Annotated in this window: 15 protein-coding genes and 1 pseudogene; 12 read left to right on the top strand and 4 right to left on the bottom strand. The window is 74.8% G+C overall.

All coding sequences use genetic code 11. The annotated features are described in order from the left end of the window. A pseudogene (locus tag BJP40_RS34810) lies at nt 1-345 on the bottom strand (translation initiation factor IF-2); the annotation flags it as partial. A 119-nt stretch (nt 346-464) separates the two neighbouring features. Here BJP40_RS34810 and BJP40_RS00795 point away from each other — a divergent pair. The 5 genes from BJP40_RS00795 to nudC all read left to right on the top strand — a co-directional run bounded on the left by BJP40_RS00795 (nt 465) and on the right by nudC (nt 11521). Next, nucleotides 465-947 carry an MGMT family protein gene (locus tag BJP40_RS00795; protein WP_177204270.1) on the top strand — a complete coding sequence of 161 codons (483 nt, stop codon included), beginning with the start codon at nt 465-467 and terminating at the stop codon, nt 945-947. Between the two features lie 82 nt (nt 948-1029). Continuing rightward, the gene (locus BJP40_RS00790) at nt 1030-4701 is read left to right on the top strand and encodes an ATP-dependent DNA helicase (protein ID WP_071277652.1); all 3672 of its coding nucleotides are present in this window, start codon (nt 1030-1032) and stop codon (nt 4699-4701) included. 331 nt (nt 4702-5032) lie between these two features. Next, nucleotides 5033-8878, top strand: coding sequence for a UvrD-helicase domain-containing protein (locus tag BJP40_RS00785; protein WP_071277650.1), 3846 nt, complete (start codon nt 5033-5035; stop codon nt 8876-8878). A 10-nt stretch (nt 8879-8888) separates the two neighbouring features. Then, a complete protein-coding gene (locus BJP40_RS00780; protein WP_071277648.1) occupies nt 8889-10307 on the top strand; it encodes a dipeptidase in 1419 nt (472 codons plus the stop codon). 266 nt (nt 10308-10573) lie between these two features. Beyond that, entirely contained in the window at nt 10574-11521 is a 948-nt protein-coding gene (nudC, locus tag BJP40_RS00775; protein ID WP_071270378.1) for an NAD(+) diphosphatase, read from the top strand. 120 nt (nt 11522-11641) lie between these two features. On the opposite strand, the gene BJP40_RS00770 is transcribed toward nudC, so the two are convergent. Next, nucleotides 11642-11899, bottom strand: coding sequence for a mycoredoxin (locus tag BJP40_RS00770; RefSeq protein WP_071270374.1), 258 nt, complete (start codon nt 11897-11899; stop codon nt 11642-11644). Nucleotides 11900-12489: 590 nt separating this feature from the next. On the opposite strand from BJP40_RS00770, the gene BJP40_RS00765 reads away from it, so the two are divergent. The 5 genes from BJP40_RS00765 to BJP40_RS00745 all read left to right on the top strand — a co-directional run bounded on the left by BJP40_RS00765 (nt 12490) and on the right by BJP40_RS00745 (nt 16361). Further along, nucleotides 12490-14673 carry an ATP-dependent DNA helicase UvrD2 gene (locus tag BJP40_RS00765; RefSeq protein WP_305727964.1) on the top strand — a complete coding sequence of 728 codons (2184 nt, stop codon included), beginning with the start codon at nt 12490-12492 and terminating at the stop codon, nt 14671-14673. A 169-nt stretch (nt 14674-14842) separates the two neighbouring features. Beyond that, nucleotides 14843-15208 carry a hypothetical protein gene (locus tag BJP40_RS33845; protein ID WP_071268020.1) on the top strand — a complete coding sequence of 122 codons (366 nt, stop codon included), beginning with the start codon at nt 14843-14845 and terminating at the stop codon, nt 15206-15208. A 170-nt stretch (nt 15209-15378) separates the two neighbouring features. Continuing rightward, nucleotides 15379-15747, top strand: a complete 369-nt coding sequence (locus BJP40_RS00755; RefSeq protein WP_071268018.1) for a WhiB family transcriptional regulator — start codon at nt 15379-15381, stop codon at nt 15745-15747. Next, nucleotides 15744-16067 carry a hypothetical protein gene (locus BJP40_RS00750; protein ID WP_071268016.1) on the top strand — a complete coding sequence of 108 codons (324 nt, stop codon included), beginning with the start codon at nt 15744-15746 and terminating at the stop codon, nt 16065-16067. Before BJP40_RS00755 ends, BJP40_RS00750 begins: the two co-directional genes overlap by 4 nt. 96 nt (nt 16068-16163) lie before the next feature. Further along, nucleotides 16164-16361 carry a hypothetical protein gene (locus BJP40_RS00745; RefSeq protein ID WP_071268024.1) on the top strand — a complete coding sequence of 66 codons (198 nt, stop codon included), beginning with the start codon at nt 16164-16166 and terminating at the stop codon, nt 16359-16361. Between the two features lie 135 nt (nt 16362-16496). Here BJP40_RS00745 and BJP40_RS00740 read toward each other — a convergent pair whose 3' ends face one another. After that, nucleotides 16497-17861, bottom strand: coding sequence for an AarF/ABC1/UbiB kinase family protein (locus tag BJP40_RS00740; protein ID WP_071277645.1), 1365 nt, complete (start codon nt 17859-17861; stop codon nt 16497-16499). A 61-nt stretch (nt 17862-17922) separates the two neighbouring features. Continuing rightward, a complete protein-coding gene (locus BJP40_RS00735; RefSeq protein WP_071277643.1) occupies nt 17923-19056 on the bottom strand; it encodes a ThiF family adenylyltransferase in 1134 nt (377 codons plus the stop codon). A gap of 192 nt (nt 19057-19248) precedes the next feature. Here BJP40_RS00735 and BJP40_RS00730 point away from each other — a divergent pair, with 192 nt between their 5' ends. Beyond that, the gene (locus BJP40_RS00730; protein WP_107416663.1) at nt 19249-19824 is read left to right on the top strand and encodes a M48 family metallopeptidase; all 576 of its coding nucleotides are present in this window, start codon (nt 19249-19251) and stop codon (nt 19822-19824) included. 129 nt (nt 19825-19953) lie between these two features. Continuing rightward, on the top strand, nt 19954-20672 hold a 719-nt coding region (locus tag BJP40_RS00725), incomplete at its 3' end, for a TerD family protein (protein WP_143065869.1).

Genomic DNA, 20672 nt, shown 5'->3' with positions numbered 1-20672 from the left:
GGTACCGCCGGTGTGGCCGGGAGCGCCGGCGCGGCCGTGGCCGCCGGTGGACAGCTGCTCGCCGGTGCGCTGGGGGTCTCCGGTGGGGCCGTGCCCTCCCGGGCCGCCGGGGCCGCCGTCACCGCCGGGCTCGGCACCGAGCCGGGCGCCGGGCCGGTCGCCGGTTGCGGCTGGGTGCGGGTCACCGGGTCCGGCCGCGGGGCCGTCGTCGGGGCGCGGCCCACCACCGCCGCCGGGTGCGTCGGGGCCGCTGCCCGGGACCCCGTGCGAAGCGTCACCGGTGGTGCCGCCCGGGCGGTGCGCGGCGTCGCCGGGGCGTGGCCCGGCGTCGGGCGTGCTCGCCACATTCGAAGGCCGCACGTCCTGTCCCTCCGCGTTCACTGTCTCTTCTCGGTCTCGTATCACCAGTCACCGCCCGGAAGATGGTGGCATGACCGGGAGGTACAGGAGAGCATCAGGGGGCGATGACCGCGCCGACCGCGCTGTCGGACCCGTGGTGCAGGATGGACCGGGTGGACCGGAAGACCGCCCAGGAGCACCCGCCCGAGCACGCCGGGCGGCGCCACACCGCGCAGCACCCCGCCCGACTGCCCGACTACGCGGAGCGCGTGCTGGAGGTCGCGGAGATCATCCCGCCCGGCCGGGTCATGACGTACGGGGACGTCGCCGAGTGGCTCGGTGAGGGCGGGCCCCGCCAGGTGGGCCGGGCGATGGCGCTGTACGGAGGGGCCGTGCCGTGGTGGCGGGTCGTCCGCGCCGACGGCAGGCTGCTGCCCGGCCACGAGGCGCGCGCCCTCGCCCACTACCGTGAGGAGGCCACGCCGCTGCGGGACGCCGCGCCCGCGCACGCCGACGCGGCCCGTCAGCCGCGCATCGACATGCGGCGGGCCCGATGGGACGGCGACACCGGGCGCGACGACACCGGTCGTCCGTTGCCTCACAATTGACAGCTTCCGCCATACGGCGGGGCGGTGCCTCTCCACCACTGCTCCTTCACCCCCAGCACACCCGTCAGGACCGGCGATCCACGTGAGCTCCTCCTCCAGCACCCGGCGAGCGCCGCACCAGGGGCACGATCCGGCACGGCACCGGACGCCCGGCGCGTACCGGCTGGTGCGCACCCCGCCGGACCCCGTCACCCCTCCCTCCCTGGACGCAGCGCAGCGGACGGTGGTTGACCACACCGACGGACCCCTTCTCGTGCTGGCGGGACCCGGCACGGGCAAGACCACGACGCTGGTGGAGGCGGTGGCGGCCCGTATCGAACAGGGCGCCGACCCCGAGCGGCTCCTCGTCCTCACCTTCAGCCGCAAGGCCGCGGTCGAGCTCCGCGACCGCATGGCGGCCCGGCTCGGCGGCGCCCGCGCCCCGCAGGCCACCACCTTCCACTCGTACTGCTACGCCCTCGTCCGGGCCCACCAGGACGCCGACCTCTTCGCCGAACCGCTGCGCCTGCTGTCCGGGCCCGAGCAGGACGTCACCGTCCGCGAGCTGCTCGCCGGCCAGGTGGAACTGGAACGTGCCGGTCTCGCCCGGGTCCGCTGGCCCGACGAGCTGCGGGCCTGCCTGACCACCCGCGGTTTCGCCGACGAGGTGCGGGCCGTGCTCGCGCGCTCCCGCGAGCTCGGGCTCGGCCCGCGCGCCCTCGCCGACTTCGCGCGGCGCACCGGGCGGCGCGACTGGTCGGCGGCCGCGCAGTTCCTGGCCGAGTACCTGGACGTCCTGGACCTCCAGGGCGTGCTGGACTACGCCGAGCTGGTGCACCGCGCCGTGCTCCTCGCCCAGGAGGTGGAGCTGCCCTCGTACGACGCGGTCTTCGTCGACGAGTACCAGGACACCGACCCCGCCCAGGTGCGGCTGCTGCAGGCGCTCGCCGGGCGGGGCAGGACCCTGTACGCCTTCGGGGACCCCGACCAGTCGATCTACGCGTTCCGGGGCGCCGACGTGAACGGCGTCCTGGAGTTCCCCCGCACGTTCCGCCGCGCCGACGGCCGGCCCGCGCCCGTCGCCGTCCTGACCACGTCCCGCCGCTCGTCGGCGCGACTGCTGGCCGCCACCCGGCTCCTCACCCAGCGGATGCCGCTGTCCCGGCTCCCCGCGGACGCGGTACGCGCGCACCGCGCCCTCACGCCCGTACGGGACGGCGGCCGGGTGGAGGCGTACACCTTCCCCACGGCGTCGACGGAGCTCGACAACATCGCGGACATCCTGCGCCGGGCGCACCTGGAGGAGGGCGTGCCCTGGAACGACATGGCCGTCCTGGTCCGCGCCGGCGGCCGCTCCCTGCCGCCCCTGCGGCGAGCCCTCACCGCTGCGGGCGTCCCCCTCGACGTCGACGGCGCGGACGTCCCCCTGCGCCACGAGCCCGCGGTGGCGCCGCTGCTGACCGCCCTGCGCGTGACGGCCACCGCCGCCGTCGCCGCTTCCCGCACGGGCGAACCCGGCACCGGACCGCACACGACGGCCGACGCCCCCGGCTCCCGCCCCGGCGTCCCCGGCCCCGACGCGCACACGGCGGCCGACCGTCCCGCCCTGAGCACCGACGCCTCGGGCCCCCGCCCCCAGGCAGCGGCCGCCGCCTCCCCGGAGGGCGCCCCCGGCTCCCGTACGGCGGCACCCGGCGCCGACCCGCACGCGACGGCCGGTCCCCCGGCCGACGGCGCCGGCGTTCCCACGGACCACGGCCCCGGCTCCGACCCGGCCGCAGCAGCCGGCGCTCCCGCCGACGCACCCGGTCCCCGTACCGACCCCGTCCACGACCTCCTCCACGGCGACCCCGCCGACGGGCCGACCGACGGGCCGACCGGCCCGGACGCCGACAGCGACCGGCTCGACACCGAGACCGCGCTGACCCTGCTCGCCTCCCCCCTCGGCGGCATGGACGCCGCCGACCTGCGTCGCCTCGGACGCGCCCTGCGCGACGAGGAGCGGGCCGCCGGCACCAAGGTGCCCGAGCCCTCCGACGTCCTGATCGCCCGCGCACTCGCCGAACCCGAGCGGCTCGTGGTCCACGACCCCGCCTACGCGCGCGGAGCACAGAACCTGGGCCGCCTCCTGCGCAAGACGCAGGAACTCCTCCTGGGCGGCGGCACCGCGGAAGAAGCCCTCTGGGAACTGTGGAACGGCACCACCTGGCCCCACCGCCTCCACAGCGCGGCCCTCCGCGGAGGCGCCGCCGGCCGCAACGCCGACCGCGACCTGGATGCCGTCTGCGCCCTCTTCGACGCCGCCGCCCGCGCGGAGAAGCGCACCGGCGGGCGCGGCGCCCTGAACTTCCTCGAAGAGCTCGAAGCGCAGGACATCGCGGCCGACACCCTCGCCAAGCGGCGGGCCGCCCGCCCCGATGCCGTGCGGCTCATGACGGCCCACCGCTCCAAGGGCCTGGAATGGAGCCTCGTCGTCGTCGCCGGTGTGCAGGAGGGGCTCTGGCCCGACCTGCGGCGCCGCGGCTCCCTCCTCGAAGCGGACCGCATCGGCCGCGACGGGCTGGCCGAACCGCTGCCGCAGTCCGCCCTCCTCGCCGAGGAGCGGCGGCTGTTCTACGTGGCCGCCACGCGCGCGAAGCACCGGCTCGTGGTCACCGCCGTGAAGGCGCCCGCGGAGGACGGCGACCAGCCGTCCCGCTTCCTCACGGAACTCGGCATCGCACCCGAGGACATCACGGCCCGCCCGCGCCGGCCCCTCGCCGTCGCCGCGCTCGTCGCGGAACTGCGCGCCACCACCGTCGACCCGGACGCGTCCCCCGCCCTGCGGGACGCCGCTGCCCGCCGCCTCGCCCGGCTCGCCGCGCTGACCGACCATGAGGGGCAGATGCTCGTTCCCGCCGCCCATCCGCACCGCTGGTGGGGTCTCGACGAGCCCACGCACTCCGCCGCCCCCCTCCGCGACCGGGACCGGCCCGTCGCCCTGTCCGGCAGCGCCTTGGACCAGCTCGTCAACACCTGCTCCCTCCAGTGGTTCCTGGGCCGCGAGGTACGGGCGGACGCACCCGCCACCGCGGCACAGGGCTTCGGCAACGTCGTCCACGTCCTCGCCGACGAGGTCGCCTCCGGCCGCACCCCCGCCGACCTGGCCGTCCTCATGGAGCGCCTCGACCGCGTCTGGGGCGCCCTCGCCTTCGACGCGCCCTGGAAGTCCGAGCAGGAGAAGGCGCACGCCCGCGAGGCGCTGGAGCGCTTCCTGCGCTGGCACGTCTCGGACCGCGGCGGCCGCAGCCCCGCCGCCACGGAGCACGGCTTCGACCTCACCCTCGGGGCGGGGGAGTACCAGGTGCGGATCCGCGGCTCCCTGGACCGCGTCGAGCGCGACGAGCACGGCCGCGCGTACGTCGTCGACTTCAAGACCGGCAAGCAGGCCCCCACCAAGGACGAGGTGGCCCGCCACCCGCAGCTCGCCGTCTACCAGCTCGCCGTCCGCGAGGGCGCCGTCGACGAGGTCTTCGACGGCGACCGGCCGGAGCCCGGCGGCGCCGAGCTGGTCCACCTGCGCCAGCCCGCCCCGAGGAAGGAGGGCGGCGACGCCCTCCCGCGCGTCCAGCCGCAGCAGCCCCCGTCCGGCGACTGGGTCGCGGAACTCCTCACCACGGCCGCCGGCCGCGTCCTCGACGAGCGCTTCACCCCCACGCCCGGCCAGCACTGCGCGAACTGCGCCTTCCGCTCCTCCTGCTCGGCCCGGCCCGAGGGCCGCCACGTCGTGGAGTAGCCGCGCTGCTCCGAGGGGCGGTCCAGCAGCCTCCGAAGCCGTCGTCACGGAAGGGGCAGACGGCCACGAGCACCCGCGGACGACCACGACGGAGCCACCCGGCCGCGCCGGGAGCCACCGGGAGCGCCCGGCGCCGACCACGGCCACCCGGAACCCGCCAAGGGGGTGCGGAGCCGCCGCGCGCCTCCGCCGCGTCGCCGACCGCCCCAGGGAGCACCCGCCCGCCACGGCAGCGGCCGCAGGGGGCACACGGGACGAGGCCGCCGCGGCCCGGACGCCGGTCCGGGTGCGACGGGGGCCGCTGTCAGCGGCCCCCGTTAGCCTTCTCCGGGTGACCGCGCGCATCACCGACCCCGAGCAGCTCAAAGAACTGCTCGGCATCCCCTTCACTCCGGAGCAGACGGCCTGCATCACGGCGCCGCCCGCCCCGCAGGTCATCGTGGCCGGGGCCGGCTCCGGCAAGACCACGGTGATGGCGGCCCGGGTGGTGTGGCTGGTCGGCACCGGCCAGGTCGCCCCCGAACAGGTCCTCGGCCTCACCTTCACCAACAAGGCTGCGGGCGAACTCGCGGAGCGCGTCCGCACCGCCCTCGTCCGCGCCGGCGTCACCGACCCCGACCCGGCGGCCGACCCCGACGACCCGCCGGGCGAGCCGCGGATCGCCACGTACCACGCCTTCGCCGGGCAGCTCCTCACCGACCACGGCCTGCGCATCGGCCTCGAACCCACCGCCCGCCTCCTCGCCGACGCCACCCGCTACCAGCTCGCCGCCCGCGTCCTGCGCGAGGCGCCCGGACCGTACCCCGCGCTGACCCGCTCCTTCCCCACCCTCGTCAGCGACGTGCTCGCGCTCGACGCCGAGCTCTCCGAGCACCTCGTACGCCCCGAGGACCTCCTCGCCCACGACTCCGCGCTGCTCACCGCCCTCGAAGGCACCCGACTCGGCAACGCCGACCTCCGCAAGGTGCCCGAGGCCGCCGCGGCCCGACGGGAGCTGCTCGACCTCGCCGTGCGCTACCGCGCCGCGAAACGCGAACGCGACCTGCTCGACTTCGGTGACCAGATCGCCCTGTCCGCCGAGCTGGCCCGCACCCGCCCCGAAGTCGGAGCGCTGCTGCGCGCCGAGTTCCGGGTCGTGCTCCTGGACGAGTACCAGGACACCTCCGTCGCCCAGCGGATCCTGCTGTCCGGACTCTTCGGCGGCGGCACCGGCCACCCGGTGACCGCCGTCGGCGACCCCTGCCAGGCCATCTACGGGTGGCGTGGCGCCTCCGTCGCCAACCTCGACGACTTCCCCGAGCACTTCCCGCACGCGGACGGCCGCCCGGCCACCCGCTTCGCCCTCAGCGAGAACCGCCGCAGTGGCGGCCGCCTCCTCCACCTCGCCAACGGGCTCGCCGCACCCCTGCGCGCCCGCCACACGGGTGTGGAAGCCCTCCGGCCCGCGCCCGGCGCCGAACGCGACGGAACCGTCCGCATCGCCCTGCTGCCCACCCACGCCGAGGAGATCGACTGGCTCGCCGACTCGGTCGCCCACCTCGTACGCACCGGCAAGGCCCCCGGCGAGATCGCCGTCCTGTGCCGCACCGCCACCGACTTCCCCGAGATCCAGGCCGCCCTCGTGGCCCGCGACGTGCCCGTGGAGGTCGTCGGGCTGTCCGGGCTCCTGCACCTGCCCGAGGTCGCGGACCTCGTCGCCGTCTGCGAGGTCCTCCAGGACCCCGGTGCCAACGCCTCCCTCGTACGGATCCTCACCGGGCCCCGGTGGCGCATCGGAGCCCGCGACCTGGCCCTCCTGGGCCGCCGCGCCCGCCTCCTCGTCCACCGGGACGCGGAAGGCCCCGCCGACCCCGACGAGCGGCTCGCGGCCGCCGTGGAGGGCGTCGACCCGTCCGAGGTGGTGTCCCTGGCGGACGCGCTCGACACGTTCCTGGACACCGGCGGACACGACGACGGGCTGCCGTTCTCCGCCGCGGCCCGCGTCCGCTTCGCCCGCCTCGCCGCCGAGCTGCGCGACCTGCGCCGCGCCCTGGCCGACCCCCTCATGGACGTCCTGCACCGGATCCTCGCCACCACCGGCCTGGAGGTCGAGCTGTCGGCGTCCCCGCACGCGCTCGCCGCCCGCCGCCGCGAGACCCTGTCGAACTTCCTCGACATCGCGGCCCGGTTCGCGTCCCTCGACGGCGACGCGAGCCTCCTCGCCTTCCTCGGCTTCCTCCGCACCGCCGCCCAGTACGAGAAGGGCCTCGACAACGCGCTGCCCGGCGCCGAGAACACCGTCAAGGTCCTCACCGCGCACAAGTCCAAGGGCCTGGAGTGGGACGTCGTCGCCGTCCCCGGGCTCGTCACCGGCCAGTTCCCCAGCAGCCGGGCCCGCGAGGCGTGGACCGCCCAGCCGCAGGTCCTCCCGCACGCCCTGCGCGGCGACGCCGACACCCTGCCCGGCATCGACACCTGGGACGCCCCGTCGCTCAGGTCCTTCAAGGAGGCCATGAAGGACCACCAGCACACGGAGGAGCTGCGCCTCGGGTACGTGACGTTCACCCGCCCCCGCAGTCTGCTGCTGGCGTCCGCACACTGGTGGGGGCCCTCCCAGAAGCGCCGCCGCGGCCCGTCCGACTTCCTCCACGCGCTGTACGACCACTGTGCCGCCGGCCACGGCGAGATCGAGGCGTGGGCGGAGGAGCCGGACGAGGACGCGGAGAACCCGGCGCTCACCGCCACCACCGCCGACCGCGTCTGGCCGCTGCCGCTGGACCCCGACGCGCTGGCTCGCCGCCGCGCCGCCCGCGACACCGTGCTCGCCCACCTGGAGGAACTCCGCGACCAGCCGCACGACGCGTCGGCCCTGTCACAGGGTGGCGGGGCGTCCGCCGGCGGAGACGCCCGTCCGGACCCGGGCCGGTCCCCCGGCCGCGGCACCGTGGCGGAACCCGAAGCCATCCTGTGGCCCGACGACCTCGACGACCTCGATGGCGTCGACGACCCGTGGCCCGAGGGGGAGCCGTGGCCCGAGGACGCACCGGCGTGGTCCGACGGCGACCACTTGGACGCGCACCGACCCGCGGACGCGTCCCCGCACGGGCTCCGCCCCGGCACGGAGACCGCCACCACCGAAGCCCCGGGCACGGAGACCTCCGACGACGTGACGCCCGGCACCGAGGGCCCCGGCGCGCCCCGGACGGCCGCGGCCGACGGCCCGGCGCACGGCATACCCCCGCAGGTCCTGCCGCACCAGCGGGGCCCCCGGCCGACCGGAGAGGCAGCCGCAGCCGACGCCCCGGTGCACGGCGACGCCCCCGCGCACGCCGCCCCGGAACAGGACGGTGCCACCCCCGACGGTCCCCCTGCGCCTGCGCGGGAGCACGGCGGCGCACGACCGGCCGACAGGACGGCGCCGGTTCGTTCCCGGGCGAGTCACCGCCACCCCACCCCCTCCGGTGCCGACCCGCTCAGTCCCGAGGAGGCCCGTACGGTCGACTCCTGGGACCGCGACCTGGACGCGCTCGCCGGCGAGCTGCTGCGCGCCCGCGCCACCACCCGGGACGTGCCGCTGCCCGCCTCCCTCTCCGCGTCGCAGCTCCTCAGGCTCGCCGCCGACCCCGACGGCTTCGCCGCCGAGCTGGCCCGCCCCATGCCCCGGCCGCCGCAGCCCGCGGCCCGGCGCGGCACCCGCTTCCACGCCTGGGTGGAGTCCCGCTTCGAGGAGCTGCCGCTGCCCCTGCTCGGCCCGGACGAACTGCCCGGCGGCGACGTGTGGGCCGACGAGCCGGAGATCGCCGACGAACGGGACCTGGCGGCACTCAAGGAGGCGTTCGCCCGCACCCCGTACGCCCGCCGGACCCCCCACCGCGTGGAGGCGCCGTTCCAGCTGACCCTCGCGGGCCGGGTGGTCCGCGGCCGGATCGACGCTGTGTACCGCGACCCGGAGACCGGCGGGTACGAGATCGTCGACTGGAAGACCAGCCGTCGGCACACCGGCGACCCCCTGCAGCTCGCGGTGTACCGCCTCGCCTGGGCCGAGCAGCATGGCCTTCCCCTGGACGCGGTCACCGCCGCCTTCGTGTACGTGCGGACCGGTGACGTCGTGCGGCCCGCGCACCTGCCCGTCCGCGACGAGCTCGAACGCATCCTGCTCGGTGAGACGGGACCCGGGGCACCCCCCGGCGCCGGATAGGCTCAGGAGCATGAGCGACACCCCGGACAGCGCCGTCCAGACCGTACGGAAGTACATAGAGCAGCACCGCGCCGCCTTCCTCGGCGACCTCACCGACTGGCTGCGCATCCCCTCCGTGTCCGCGCAGCCCGACCGCGCCCCGGACGTGCGGCGCAGCGCCGACTGGCTCGCGGCGCACCTCAAGGAGACCGGCTTCCCCGTCGCCGAGGTCTGGGAGACCGACCCGGCGGACGGCGGCGCCCCCGCGGTGTTCGCCCACTGGCCCTCCGACGACCCGGACGCGCCCACCGTCCTCGTCTACGGCCACCACGACGTGCAGCCGGCCGCCCGCGCGGACGGCTGGCACACGGACCCCTTCGAGCCCGTCGTCCGCGACGGCCGCCTCTACGCGCGGGGAGCCGCCGACGACAAGGGGCAGGTGTTCTTCCACACCCTCGGCGTCCGCGCCCACCTCGCGCTCACCGGCCGCGCCGCTCCCGCCGTCAACCTCAAGCTGCTCGTCGAGGGTGAAGAGGAATCGGGATCGGCGCACTTCAGGGCGCTCGTCGAGCGGGAACGCGCCCGCCTCGCCGCCGACGCCGTGATCGTCTCCGACACCGGCATGTGGAGCGAGACCACCCCCACCGTCTGCACCGGCATGCGCGGGGTCGCGGACTGTGAGATCGAGCTGTACGGCCCGGACCAGGACATCCACTCGGGTTCCTTCGGCGGAGCCGTCCCCAACCCCGCCACCGTCGCCGCCCGCCTCGCCGCCGCCCTCCACGACGACGACGAACGCGTCACCGTCCCCGGCTTCTACGACGGCATCGCCGAGCTCACCGACGACGAACGCGCCCTGATCGCCGAGCTGCCCTTCGACGAGGCGGCCTGGCTGGCGACGGCCCGCTCCCACGGCACCCTCGGCGAAGCCGGCTACTCCACCCTGGAACGCGTCTGGGCCCGGCCGACCGCCGAGGTCAACGGCATCGGCGGCGGCTACCAGGGACCCGGCGGAAAGACGATCATTCCGGCCTCCGCCCGGCTGAAGCTGTCCTTCCGGCTGGTCGCAGGCCAGGACCCAGCCCGCGTCGAGGCCGCCGTACGGGACTGGGTCGCCGCCCGCGTGCCCGCCGGCATCCGCCACAAGACGACGTTCGGGGCGCCCACCCGGCCCTGTCTCACCCCGCTCGACCACCCCGGGCTCCAGGCCGTGACCCGGGCCATGAGCACGGCCTTCGACGGGGCGAAGATCCGCTACACGCGCGAAGGCGGCTCCGGGCCCGCCGCGGACCTCCAGGACGTGCTGGAAGCCCCCGTGCTGTTCCTCGGCATCTCCGTACCGTCCGACGGCTGGCACGCACCGAACGAGAAGGTGGAGCTGGACCTCCTGCTCAAAGGCGCCGAGGCGAGCGCCCACCTGTGGGGCGAGCTCGCCGCCGCCCTGCGATGAAGCCCCCCGACGTGAAGCCCCCCGACGTGAAGCCCCCCGCCGTGCGGGAGCCCGCCGTGGGGGAGCCCGCCGTGAGCGAATCGGCCGCGGTGCCGGAGCCCGGCGCCACACCCGGGCCCGACTCCCCGCCGGAAGCCGCAGTCCCGGCGGAGCCCGCAGTCCCACCCGAGCCCGCCTCCGTGCCGGAGACCGCCGCCGCCGGCGGCGCACCCGCTGACGACCACGCCGACACACACACCCAGACACCGGGGGAGTTGGACGCACCAGTGAGCACCATCAGCAACGAGGCCGCCACCCGCCCTATCGGCCTCGCCGCCCCGAGCGGCATCGACCGCGCGGCACACCACCGCCTCGACGAGGCGTGGCTGGCAGCGGCGTGGAGCCACCCCACCACCCGTGTCTTCGTGGTGTCCGGCGGCCAGGCGCTCATCGACGACATGCCGGACGGGCGCACCGAGCTCGTCATGACCCCGTCGTTCGAGGCGCCGCTCACCGAGACGCACCGCTACTTCCTCGGCAGGGACGCCGAAGGAATCAGCTACTTCGCCCTCCAGAAGGACGCCCTGCCCGGGCGCATGGATCAGTCGGCACGCCCCGCCGGCCTGCGCGAGGCGGGGCTGCTGCTGTCCCCCCGGGACGCGGGACTGATGGCGCACGCCGTCGCCCTGGAGAACTGGCAGCGGCTCCACCGCTTCTGCTCCCGTTGCGGCGAGCGCACCGTCATCGCCGCCGCGGGCCACATCCGCCGCTGCCCGGCCTGCGGTGCCGAGCACTACCCGCGCACCGATCCGGCCGTGATCATGCTGGTCACGGACGAGGAGGACCGCGCCCTCCTCGGCCGGCAGGTCCACTGGCCGGAGGGACGCTTCTCCACCCTCGCGGGCTTCGTGGAGCCCGGCGAGTCCATCGAGCAGTCCGTGGTCCGCGAGGTGTACGAGGAGGCCGGCGTGACGGTCGGCGAGGTCACGTACGTGGCCAGCCAGCCGTGGCCCTTCCCCTCCAGCCTCATGCTGGGCTTCATGGCCCGCGCCACGTCCTCCGACGTCAACGTCGACGGCGACGAGATCGAGGAGGCCCGCTGGTTCTCCCGCGAGGAGCTGGCCGCCGCCTTCGAGACGGGCGAGGTCCTCCCCCCGTACGGCATCTCCATCGCCTCCCACCTGCTGGAACTCTGGTACGGCAGGCCGCTGCCCCGCCCCGGCAGCCTCGGCTGAGCACACGGCGCCCGTCAGGCGGCACGACGGGCGCCACACGAAGGCCCCCCGGCGGCCGTGCTGCGCGGCACGGTCGCCAGGGGGCCTCTCGCGTGACCGGCACGCGCCGCCCGGCCGGGGTCAGCTGACCAGCGCCTGCTGCACCTGCGCCAGGCTGGGGTTGGTCATGACCACGTCGTCGTTCCCGCTGTGCGGCTTCACGAGCACGGTGGGCACCGTCTGGTTGCCGTGGTTGACCTTCTCCACGAAGGCGGCGGACGCAGGGTCCTGCTCGATGTTGATCTCCGTGTACGCGATGCCCTGGCGGTCCATCTGGCTCTTCAGCCGCCGGCAGTAGCCGCACCACGTCGTGCTGTACATCGTCACGGTTCCCTGCATCTGTCTACCGCTCCTCCGGGTCGGGGCGATCGCCCGGGCCGCGGGATGGCCGGGAATCGCTCGGTTCGCTTGATCGCATACGGGGAACGTTCCCGCACCGGCGACCCATTCCCGCGGCAGGTATCGAGGATTCCGATGGGGTCCCCGCCACGCGTCACCCACCCCGCCACGCCACCTCCCCGCCGGCCTGATCCTGAGGGTGCCGTACACGACGTCCGTCGGCGCTCGTACGGGCCCGCGTCCCTGCGCGGCCCCCTTCCTCCGGCCGTGACGTCCGCACGGCGTCGTTGCACCTGTCGTCACACCTGAACGACGCATCTGCCCGATCGCGGGGCTGCCGCCGCTCTGCACGACGTCTGCACGAGCGCCTGCCCCGACCGCGCTCGCACGTGCCCGCCCGGCCACCGCACCGCCGGCTGCCCGACCGCGACCGTCTCGGCGACGACACCCTCCGACGGCCGTGCCCCCGCCGCCCCGCCCTTCCGACCCCCCACCCGCCCCTGGCGCCAGGCGAACGTCTCATATGACGAATACCGCACCCCTGTGGACAGCGGGCTCGGCGGCCCCCGGCGACCTGGCAGCATGGCAGGGTGACAGCAGCAACGCACACCACCCTCTTCCCGCAGGTGCCCCAGGACGCCGACGCCGTGCTCGACGGGCTCGACCCCGAGCAGCGCGAGGTCGCGACCGCCCTGCACGGACCGGTGTGCGTCCTCGCGGGCGCCGGCACCGGCAAGACCCGGGCCATCACCCACCGCATCGCCTATGGCGTACGCGCCGGCATCCTCCAGCCCGCCAGCGTGCTCGCCGTCACCTTCACCAACCGCGCCGCGGGCGAGATGCGGGGGCGGCTCCGGCAGCTCGGTGCGGCCGGCGTGCAGGCCCGCACCTTCCATTCCGCCGCCCTGCGCCAGCTCCAGTACTTCTGGCCGAAAGCCGTCGGAGGCGACCTGCCCCGCCTCCTCGACCGCAAGGCGCAGGCCGTCGCCGACGCGGCCCTCCGTTGCCGCCTCCGCCTCGACCGTACCGAGCTGCGCGACGTCACCGCCGAGATCGAGTGGGCCAAGGTCACCCAGACCGTCCCCGCCGACTACCCGGCGGCCCTCGTCAAGACCCTCCGCGAAGCCCCTCGCGACCCCGCCGAGATCAGCCAGATCTATGCCATGTACGAGGAGGTCAAACGGGAGCGGGACCTCCTCGACTTCGAAGACGTCCTCCTGCTCATGGTCGGCATCCTCCAGGACCGCCATGACATCGCGGAGCAGGTCCGCCGTCAGTACCAGCACTTCGTCGTGGACGAGTACCAGGACGTCTCCCCCCTGCAGCAGCGCCTTCTGGAGCTGTGGCTCGGCGACCGCGACTCCCTCTGCGTCGTCGGCGACGCCAGCCAGACGATCTACTCCTTCACCGGCGCCACCCCCGACCACCTGCTCGACTTCCGTGTCCGGCACCCCCACGCCACCGTGGTCAAGCTGGTCCGCGACTACCGCTCCACCCCGCAGGTCGTCCACCTCGCCAACGGCATCCTCGGCCAGGCCCGCGGCCGTGCCGCCGACCACCGGTTGGAACTGGTCTCCCAACGTGAGCCCGGTCCCGAGCCCGACTACACCGCGTACGGCGACGAACCCGCCGAGGCGGAGGGGACCGCCCGCCGCATCCGCGACCTCATCGCCTCCGGCACCCCCGCCGCCGAGATCGCCGTCCTCTACCGCATCAACGCCCAGTCGGAGATCCACGAGCAGGCCCTCGCCGACGCCGGCGTGCCCTACCAGCTGCGCGGCGCGGAGCGCTTCTTCGAACGCCAGGAAGTACGGGAAGCCGGCGCGGCCCTGCGCGGCGCCGCCCGCTTCGGCACCAACGACCGCCTCCTCGACGACGTGGTCGATCTGCCCTCCCAGGTCCGCGCCGTCCTGTCCACCAAGGGCTGGAGCACCACGCCGCCCGCCGGCTCCGGCGCCGCCCGTGACCGGTGGGAGTCCCTTGCCGCCCTCGTGCGGCTGGCCGAGGACCTCGCCCGGGCCCGCCCGGACGCGACCCTCGCCGACCTCGTCGCCGAACTCGACGAACGTGCCGCCGCCCAGCACGCCCCCACCGTGCAAGGGGTCACCCTCGCCTCCCTGCACGCAGCGAAGGGCCTCGAATGGGACGCCGTCTTCCTGGTCGGCCTCACCGACGGCATGCTGCCCATCACCTACGCCCGGACCGACGAGCAGCTCGAAGAGGAGCGCCGGCTGCTGTACGTCGGCGTGACCCGGGCCAGGCGGCACCTCTCCCTGTCCTGGTCGCTGTCCCGCACACCGGGCGGCCGCCCCCATCGCGAACCCTCCCGCTTCCTCAACGGCCTGCGGCCCGGCACCACCCCCGTCGCCGGCCGCGCCCCGGCCGCCGCCGGGAACGCGGGCACCGCCTCCCCGGGCACGGCCAGGCCCCGCCGCCACCGCGGCCCCGTGCGCTGCCGGGTCTGTGGCAGCACCCTCACCGCGGCCGGCGAGATGAAGCTCATGCGCTGCGAGGACTGCCCCTCCGACATGGACGAGGCACTGTACGAACGGCTCCTCGACTGGCGCTCCGGGCAGGCCCGGCAGCTCGGCCAGCCCGACTACTGCGTCTTCACGGAGAAGACCCTCATGGCCATTGCGGAGGCGGCCCCCTCCACCGACGCGGAGCTCGCCGCCATCCCCGGGGTGGGGATCCGCAAGCTCAACCGCTTCGGGACCGACGTCCTCGCCATCTGCGCAGGTCGGCAACTCCCTGACGGGGACAGCGAAGCCTGAGACGAACTCGTCGGAAAAATAGTTTGCGCCCGCCCCGGGGAGCCCCATAGGTTCTTAACCACGCGAACAGCGACTTCTCTGAAGCGCTGTCGTCGTGCTGTACTTATCCGAATACCCGTGGGAACGGCTCCGCCCGATCCCCCCGAGACGCCGAGAGGAGGCGAGTCCAGTGATCAGCATCAACGCCAGCACCATCAGCTGCGTCAGCAACGCCGACATGACCGATCGCTCGGTCGCCTCCGCCTGCTCGCTCGGCGTGTCCGGCCTGTCCGGCCGTACCCGCTCCGCGTTCGCCGCCACCGGTCTGTCCGGCTTCCTGGCCGTCCGTCCGTCGTCCCTCCTGCCCGAGTTCCCCGTCACCGAGGGTCTCCTGGCCGATGAGCGACCGACCAAGGCACTGGAAGCAGGAGTAGCAGCGGCAGAGGCCCCGGCCTATGTCATCGCGGCGACCGGTGCCGGTAACCAGAAGCAGACGAAGCAGCACCACACGATGTGGGCCTTCCGCGGGCTCGAACCCTGGAGTGATCCAGCCTGATCCAGGATCAGGCCGGCGCCTTCAGGGCCGCGGAACCCCACCCGGGATCCGCGGCCCTTCTGTTTTCCCCGCACGGGGCGAACGGAGCGAAGGCGCCTCGGGACCAAGCAGTACCCGGTACCAGCCCACCGGCCGACCGGCCGGACCGACCAGACGAGGAATACACCACCGTGCAACTCGAAGCGCACGCCCCGTCCGTACCGCCCTCCGAAACGATCCCCCCGCACGGCCTCCCGAAGGATCACGACGTGACCGCCCTCACTGCGCTCACCGCGCTCGACGACGCCATCGAGAACCTCGGCGTACCCGTTCCCTGCCGTTCCTACGACCCGGAGGTCTTCTTCGCCGAGTCGCCGGCCGACGTGGAGTACGCCAAGTCCCTCTGCCGCACCTGCCCCCTGATGGCCGCCTGCCTCGCCGGCGCCAAGGAGCGGCGCGAGCCGTGGGGCGTCTGGGGCGGTGAGCTGTTCGTCCAGGGCGTGGTCGTCGCCCGCAAGCGGCCCCGCGGCCGCCCGCGCAAGAACCCGGTCACGGCATGAACACCACCGGAACGATCGATCGCCCCCTCACGCACAACCCCCAGAAGCAGGCCCCGATGACCTCTTCCACCCGCGAGCCCATGGGCTCCGCGACCCCTGACGTCACCACCCTCGGCGCCCACGCCGCGCGCCAGAACAGGAACCGAGAAATGCAACTCATCCCAGAAGCCCTGGCCCGTGCCCATATGCACGAGCGCCTGTACGAGGCCGAGCAGCGACGCCCGGGCTCACGCCTGCTCGCCGCCCGGCGGATGCAGCGCCGCGCCGAGCGCGCCTCCCTGCGCGCCCGCCGCGCCCTGGCCATGGCCGTCATGCAGTAAGCACCGCATCACCCGCCGCGGGGACCCGTCCGAACGGACCGGTCCCCGCGGTGCGTTGTCCCCGGAACGGGCCACACCGGGAGTTATCGTCTCGTGGTGAACGACCAGACCCCCGAACCTCCACAGCCCCGCCCGAACCAGGTCACCTGCACACGCTGCGGCCGGACCGCCGAAGGCGTCCCCCTCACGTGGACGTGCTCCGTCGAGAACGGCACCAGGCTCTACTTCTGCGAGACCTGCGCCCGCACCCACCTCAGAGCCATCGAAAGCCGCCTCGACTCCTCCTGGTGGTGACCCGCGGTATCCCCGGGAAGGCTTGCGTCAGCGGCCGGCCACGCCCCCGCAGGACCCCGGGCCCGAGCACCGACGCCTCGGATGTCGGCCCCCCTCCTCCCGCCGGCTGCCCGCACGCCCTGATCGTGCGGTGGGTCAGGATCCTGCCTCCGCCGGGGCGGTTGCGGGTCCGTCGTCTCCGTCGAATCCGGGCAGCCAGGTCTCCAGTTCGTCTCTCAGGCGCACGGTGGCGTTCAGCTGGCACAGGACGCCGATCGTGCTGAGGGTCACCCGGTGGATCAGCAGGTAGGAAGGCGGCAGGTTCAGGCGCTTGCCCAGCTGGTGAGCGGGGGAACGCGGGTCGGCGATCCTGGCCGCCTGGGTGCGCAACCAGTCGCGGGTGAAGGTGAACTCGTCCGCGCCGGCCGGTTCGATGATGGGCAGCAGGTAGTCGAGCACCTCGTCCGGGTCGAGGTCGATCGACTCCTTGACGAACCCCTCCTCGCGCAGCAGCTCGTACACGGTGTCCGCCTCGCCCGCCAGCGCCGTCCTCAGGCAGCTGCCGATGGTCTCCGGCAATCCGCCCGGCAGGCGGTCGACCGTGCCGAAGTCCAGGACACCCAGGCGGAGGTCGCCGTCTCCCTCGCCGGCCATGAGCCGGAAGTTGCCCGGGTGCGGGTCGGCGTGCAGCAGCCCCGTCCGGGCGGGGCCGGAGAACAGGAACCGTGCCAGAAGCTGGCCGGCGCGGTCGCGCTGCTCGACCGTGCCGTCCGCGACCACCTCCGAGAGCGGGATCCCGTCGATCCACTCCGTCACCAGGACCTGCTCCGACTGGTGCACCACGTCCGGCACGACCACGTGCGGGTCGTCGGCGAACTCGGCGGCGTGCTCCTGCTGCGCCCGCGCCTCCAAGCCGTAGTCCAGTTCCTCCGCCACCCGGTCGCGCATCTCGCTGATCAGCGGTTTGATGTCCATGCCCGGCACCAGCGGACCCAGCAGGCGGGCGAAGCGGCCGAGCTGCGCCAGGTCGGAGAGGAGGGCCTCGCCCGCCCCCGGATACTGCACCTTCACGGCGACGGCGCGGCCGTCGTGCCACACCGCCCGGTGTACCTGGCCTATCGACGCGGCCGCCGCCGGCTTGTCGTCGAACTCCAGGAACAACTCCCGCCACTCCCCGCCGAGCCGCTCCGCCAGGACCGCGTGCACCGTGGGCGTCGGCATGGGCGGCGCCGCTTCCTGAAGTTTCGTCAGGGCCGCGCGGTACGGTCCCGCGACCTCCTCAGGCAGAGCCGACTCGAAGACGGACAGCGCCTGCCCCAGTTTCATCGCACCGCCCTTCAGCTCGCCGAGCACCTTGAACAACTGCTCGGCGGTCCGCTGCTGCAGTTCCCGTGCCACGATCTCGGCGGACTTGCCTCCGATCCGCTTGCCCAGCCCCCAGGTGGCCCTACCGGCGAACCCCAAGGGCAACGCTGCCAACTTGGCGGTCCGGGTGACCGCCTTCCGAGGAAGATCCGACATGCGCCCCTCCAAATTCCTGGAGGCCGAGCCGTGTTCGTCCCGCGGGCGCCACGGACGGCCGTTACCCCGCCATTGTGGCCTGCTGCTGTTCCGCGCCGACGGCCGCTCCGCACCGGCAGTCGGCATGCGGCTCCACCTGTTCCGACCGCCACGCCAGCAGCGGCGAGGCCACCTCCCAGCGAGCCCCGGCGCTCGCCGGTTCCTCCCCGTCGAGGAAGGCCAGGGCGTGTGCCGCCGCCAGCCCCGCCACGGCCGACGCCAGAGCCACGTCCCCGGCCGGTCCGGGCCGTCGCCGACCGGACCGCCACTGCGCCGTCAGCCGCGGCCACGCCGGATCGCGGTCCGTGCGGTGCAGATCCACGCAGCGGGCGCAGGCCGTGCCGCCGGGGAGGACCAGCGGCCCCACCACGCCCGTCGCCTCCAGCACCCCGGCGAACAGGTGCGGCGTCCCCGTCTCCACCCAGCGGTCCGCCGTCACCGGGTCCGGGGCATACGCCTCCAGCCCGTCCCGCGGGGCCACCACCACCAGCGACAACACCGGCTCGGCCCGCCCCCCGCCCGGGCCCGCGCGGCGCTGACCGGTGGCCGAGCGGGCACCGGTGCCGGTGGCCGCGCGGGACACCAGGCCGCGCGCCGACACGTCTCGGCGCTCGCCGACCGACTCGGCGGGCAGTCCGCCCGGCGTCACGTCCCAGGGCTCCACGCACCCGCCGTCCCGCACCTCCACCCGGCCCACGCCCGCGGCCGAGAGCAGTGCGGCCACGGCCGCACCCACGCGGCCCGCGCCCCGCACCTGCACCCGTGTGCCGGCCCGCGCGGCGAGCCGCCGTATCGCCCCGCCCGGTTCCCTGTGCACCACCGACATCGACGCCAGGTCCGCCCGCAGCCGGTCGAGAGCCCCCGGCCGCCGCCGCACCGGTTCCACCGCCGGATCTCCGGACGTCGTGTCGTCGAGCAGACCGGCGGCCGCCAGCCGGGCAAGGAGGCCCTCCAGCCGTTCGTCCGGCACTCCGAGTGCCCGTGCCTCCTCCCGCAGCAGACCGATCCCCCGTGTCCCGTCGAGCAGGCCGAGGAGGCTGCCCGCCGGCGTGTCCACCGGGCCCACCACCACCGCGGGCGCGGGCGCCACCCCGCACTGCACGTACTGCAGGTCCCGCCACGCCTGCCGCAGCGCCGGCTTCACCATCGGATGCATGCTCAGGCCACCCCCGCTCCGTCTCCGACCGTCCTGGCCGACCCCAGCAGCATGGCGGAGGAGCCGAGAGCCGCGCCGAGCGTCGTCCACAGGACCGCCGACCGGTCATACGAATGGTGCGCGGCTGTGGACGGGGGGTGCGCAGGCGCCAGGGTGGCCGACTTCACCGCGGGCAGCGGGTACCGTCGGGGCGTGCCCGCCCAGCCCCCGCACCGACCGACCACCGCGCAGCCCGCCGGGCGGCGCACGTCCGCCGTGGAAGTGCGCAGGAGCACCCGGCGGCGCAGGACCGTGTCCGCCTACCGCGAGGGCGACCGCACCATTGTGCTCATCCCGGCCCGCATGTCGGAGGCGGAGGAGCGCCGCTGGGTCACCGTGATGCTCGACCGGCTCGCGGCCCAGGAGAGCAGGCGCCTCGTCGGAGACTCGGAGCTCGCCGGACGCGCCGAACGGCTCTCCGACCAGTACCTCGACGGGCGTGCCCGCCCGGCGTCCGTGCGCTGGGTGACCAACCAGAACACCCGGTGGGGGTCCTGCCCCCCCGCCGAGGGCAGCATCCGCCTGTCCCACCGCCTCCAGGGCATGCCCGAGTACGTGGTCGACTACGTGCTCCTCCACGAGCTCGCCCACCTGCTCGTCCCCGGGCACGGGCCGCGGTTCTGGCGGCTGCTGGAGTCCTACCCGCGCACCGAGCGCGCCCGCGGCTACCTGGAGGGGGCGGTCGCCGCCGGGCGGCTGCCCCAGCCGCCCGGTCCGGCCGCCGAGTGAGCCGACCCCGTCCTGTACCGAGTCCGTACCAGTCGCGGCCTGCGGGGCCCGGGCCGTGGTCGCCGTCGGACCCAGCCGTTAGCCTGGCGCGACGCACACACCAGCCGGGATGGGGGACGGTCGTTACGCATGGCCAGGGAATTCCAACGGGGCCACAAGGCCCGGATCAGTGATCTGACCGCCGGCACCGATCTGTACGTCGGCGTGCAGATCGCGGCTCCGGGGCTGACCTTCGACATCAGCTGCTTCGGCCTCGACGCCGACGAGCGGCTCGCGGACGACCGGTACTTCGTCTTCTTCAACCAGCCGAAGTCGCCCGAGGAGTCCATCCAGCTCCTCGGCGCGCAGGCCGGTGACACCGAGTCCTTCCGCGTCACCCTCGACCGGGTGCCGGAGAGCATCCACAAGCTGTCCTTCACCGCCACGGTCGACGGCGCCGGCCAGATGTCGCAGATCGGGCCGGGCTACCTGCGGATCGTCGCCGGGGGCGAGGAGGTCGCCCGCTACGCGTTCAGCGGAGCCGAGTTCAGCACCGAGCGTGCCGTGATGCTCGGCGACTTCTACCGGAAGGACGGGTGGCGCTTCGCCGCCGTCGGCCAGGGATTCGACGGCGGCCTGGAGGCGCTGCTCAGGCACTTCGGCGGCGAGGTCCTCGACGAGGACCCGCAGCCGCAGCAGCAGGCACCGCAGGCCGCGGCGCCCGGTTTCGCCCCGCCGCCCGGCCCCGCCCAGCCGGCCCAGCCGGCGCCCGCACCGGCCCCGGCGCCCGCCTTCGGCGTACCGCAGGCCCCCGCGCCCGTGCCGGCTCCCGGCCCGGCCGTACCGCCGCAGCCCGTGCACGCCGCACC

This window comes from Streptomyces sp. CC53 (genome assembly GCF_001865245.1).
Lineage (GTDB): Bacteria > Actinomycetota > Actinomycetes > Streptomycetales > Streptomycetaceae > Streptomyces.
This window is presented reverse-complemented; position numbering and strand designations above follow the sequence as displayed.

Coding starts and splice junctions, on each gene's coding strand:
- BJP40_RS00740 (WP_071277645.1), bottom strand. CDS start 17,861: ATGTCGGATCTTCCTCGGAAGGCGGTCACCCGGACCGCCAAGTTGGCA.
- BJP40_RS00735 (WP_071277643.1), bottom strand. CDS start 19,056: ATGCATCCGATGGTGAAGCCGGCGCTGCGGCAGGCGTGGCGGGACCTG.
- BJP40_RS00795 (WP_177204270.1), top strand. CDS start 465: ATGACCGCGCCGACCGCGCTGTCGGACCCGTGGTGCAGGATGGACCGG.
- BJP40_RS00780 (WP_071277648.1), top strand. CDS start 8,889: ATGAGCGACACCCCGGACAGCGCCGTCCAGACCGTACGGAAGTACATA.
- BJP40_RS00770 (WP_071270374.1), bottom strand. CDS start 11,899: ATGCAGGGAACCGTGACGATGTACAGCACGACGTGGTGCGGCTACTGC.
- BJP40_RS00750 (WP_071268016.1), top strand. CDS start 15,744: ATGAACACCACCGGAACGATCGATCGCCCCCTCACGCACAACCCCCAG.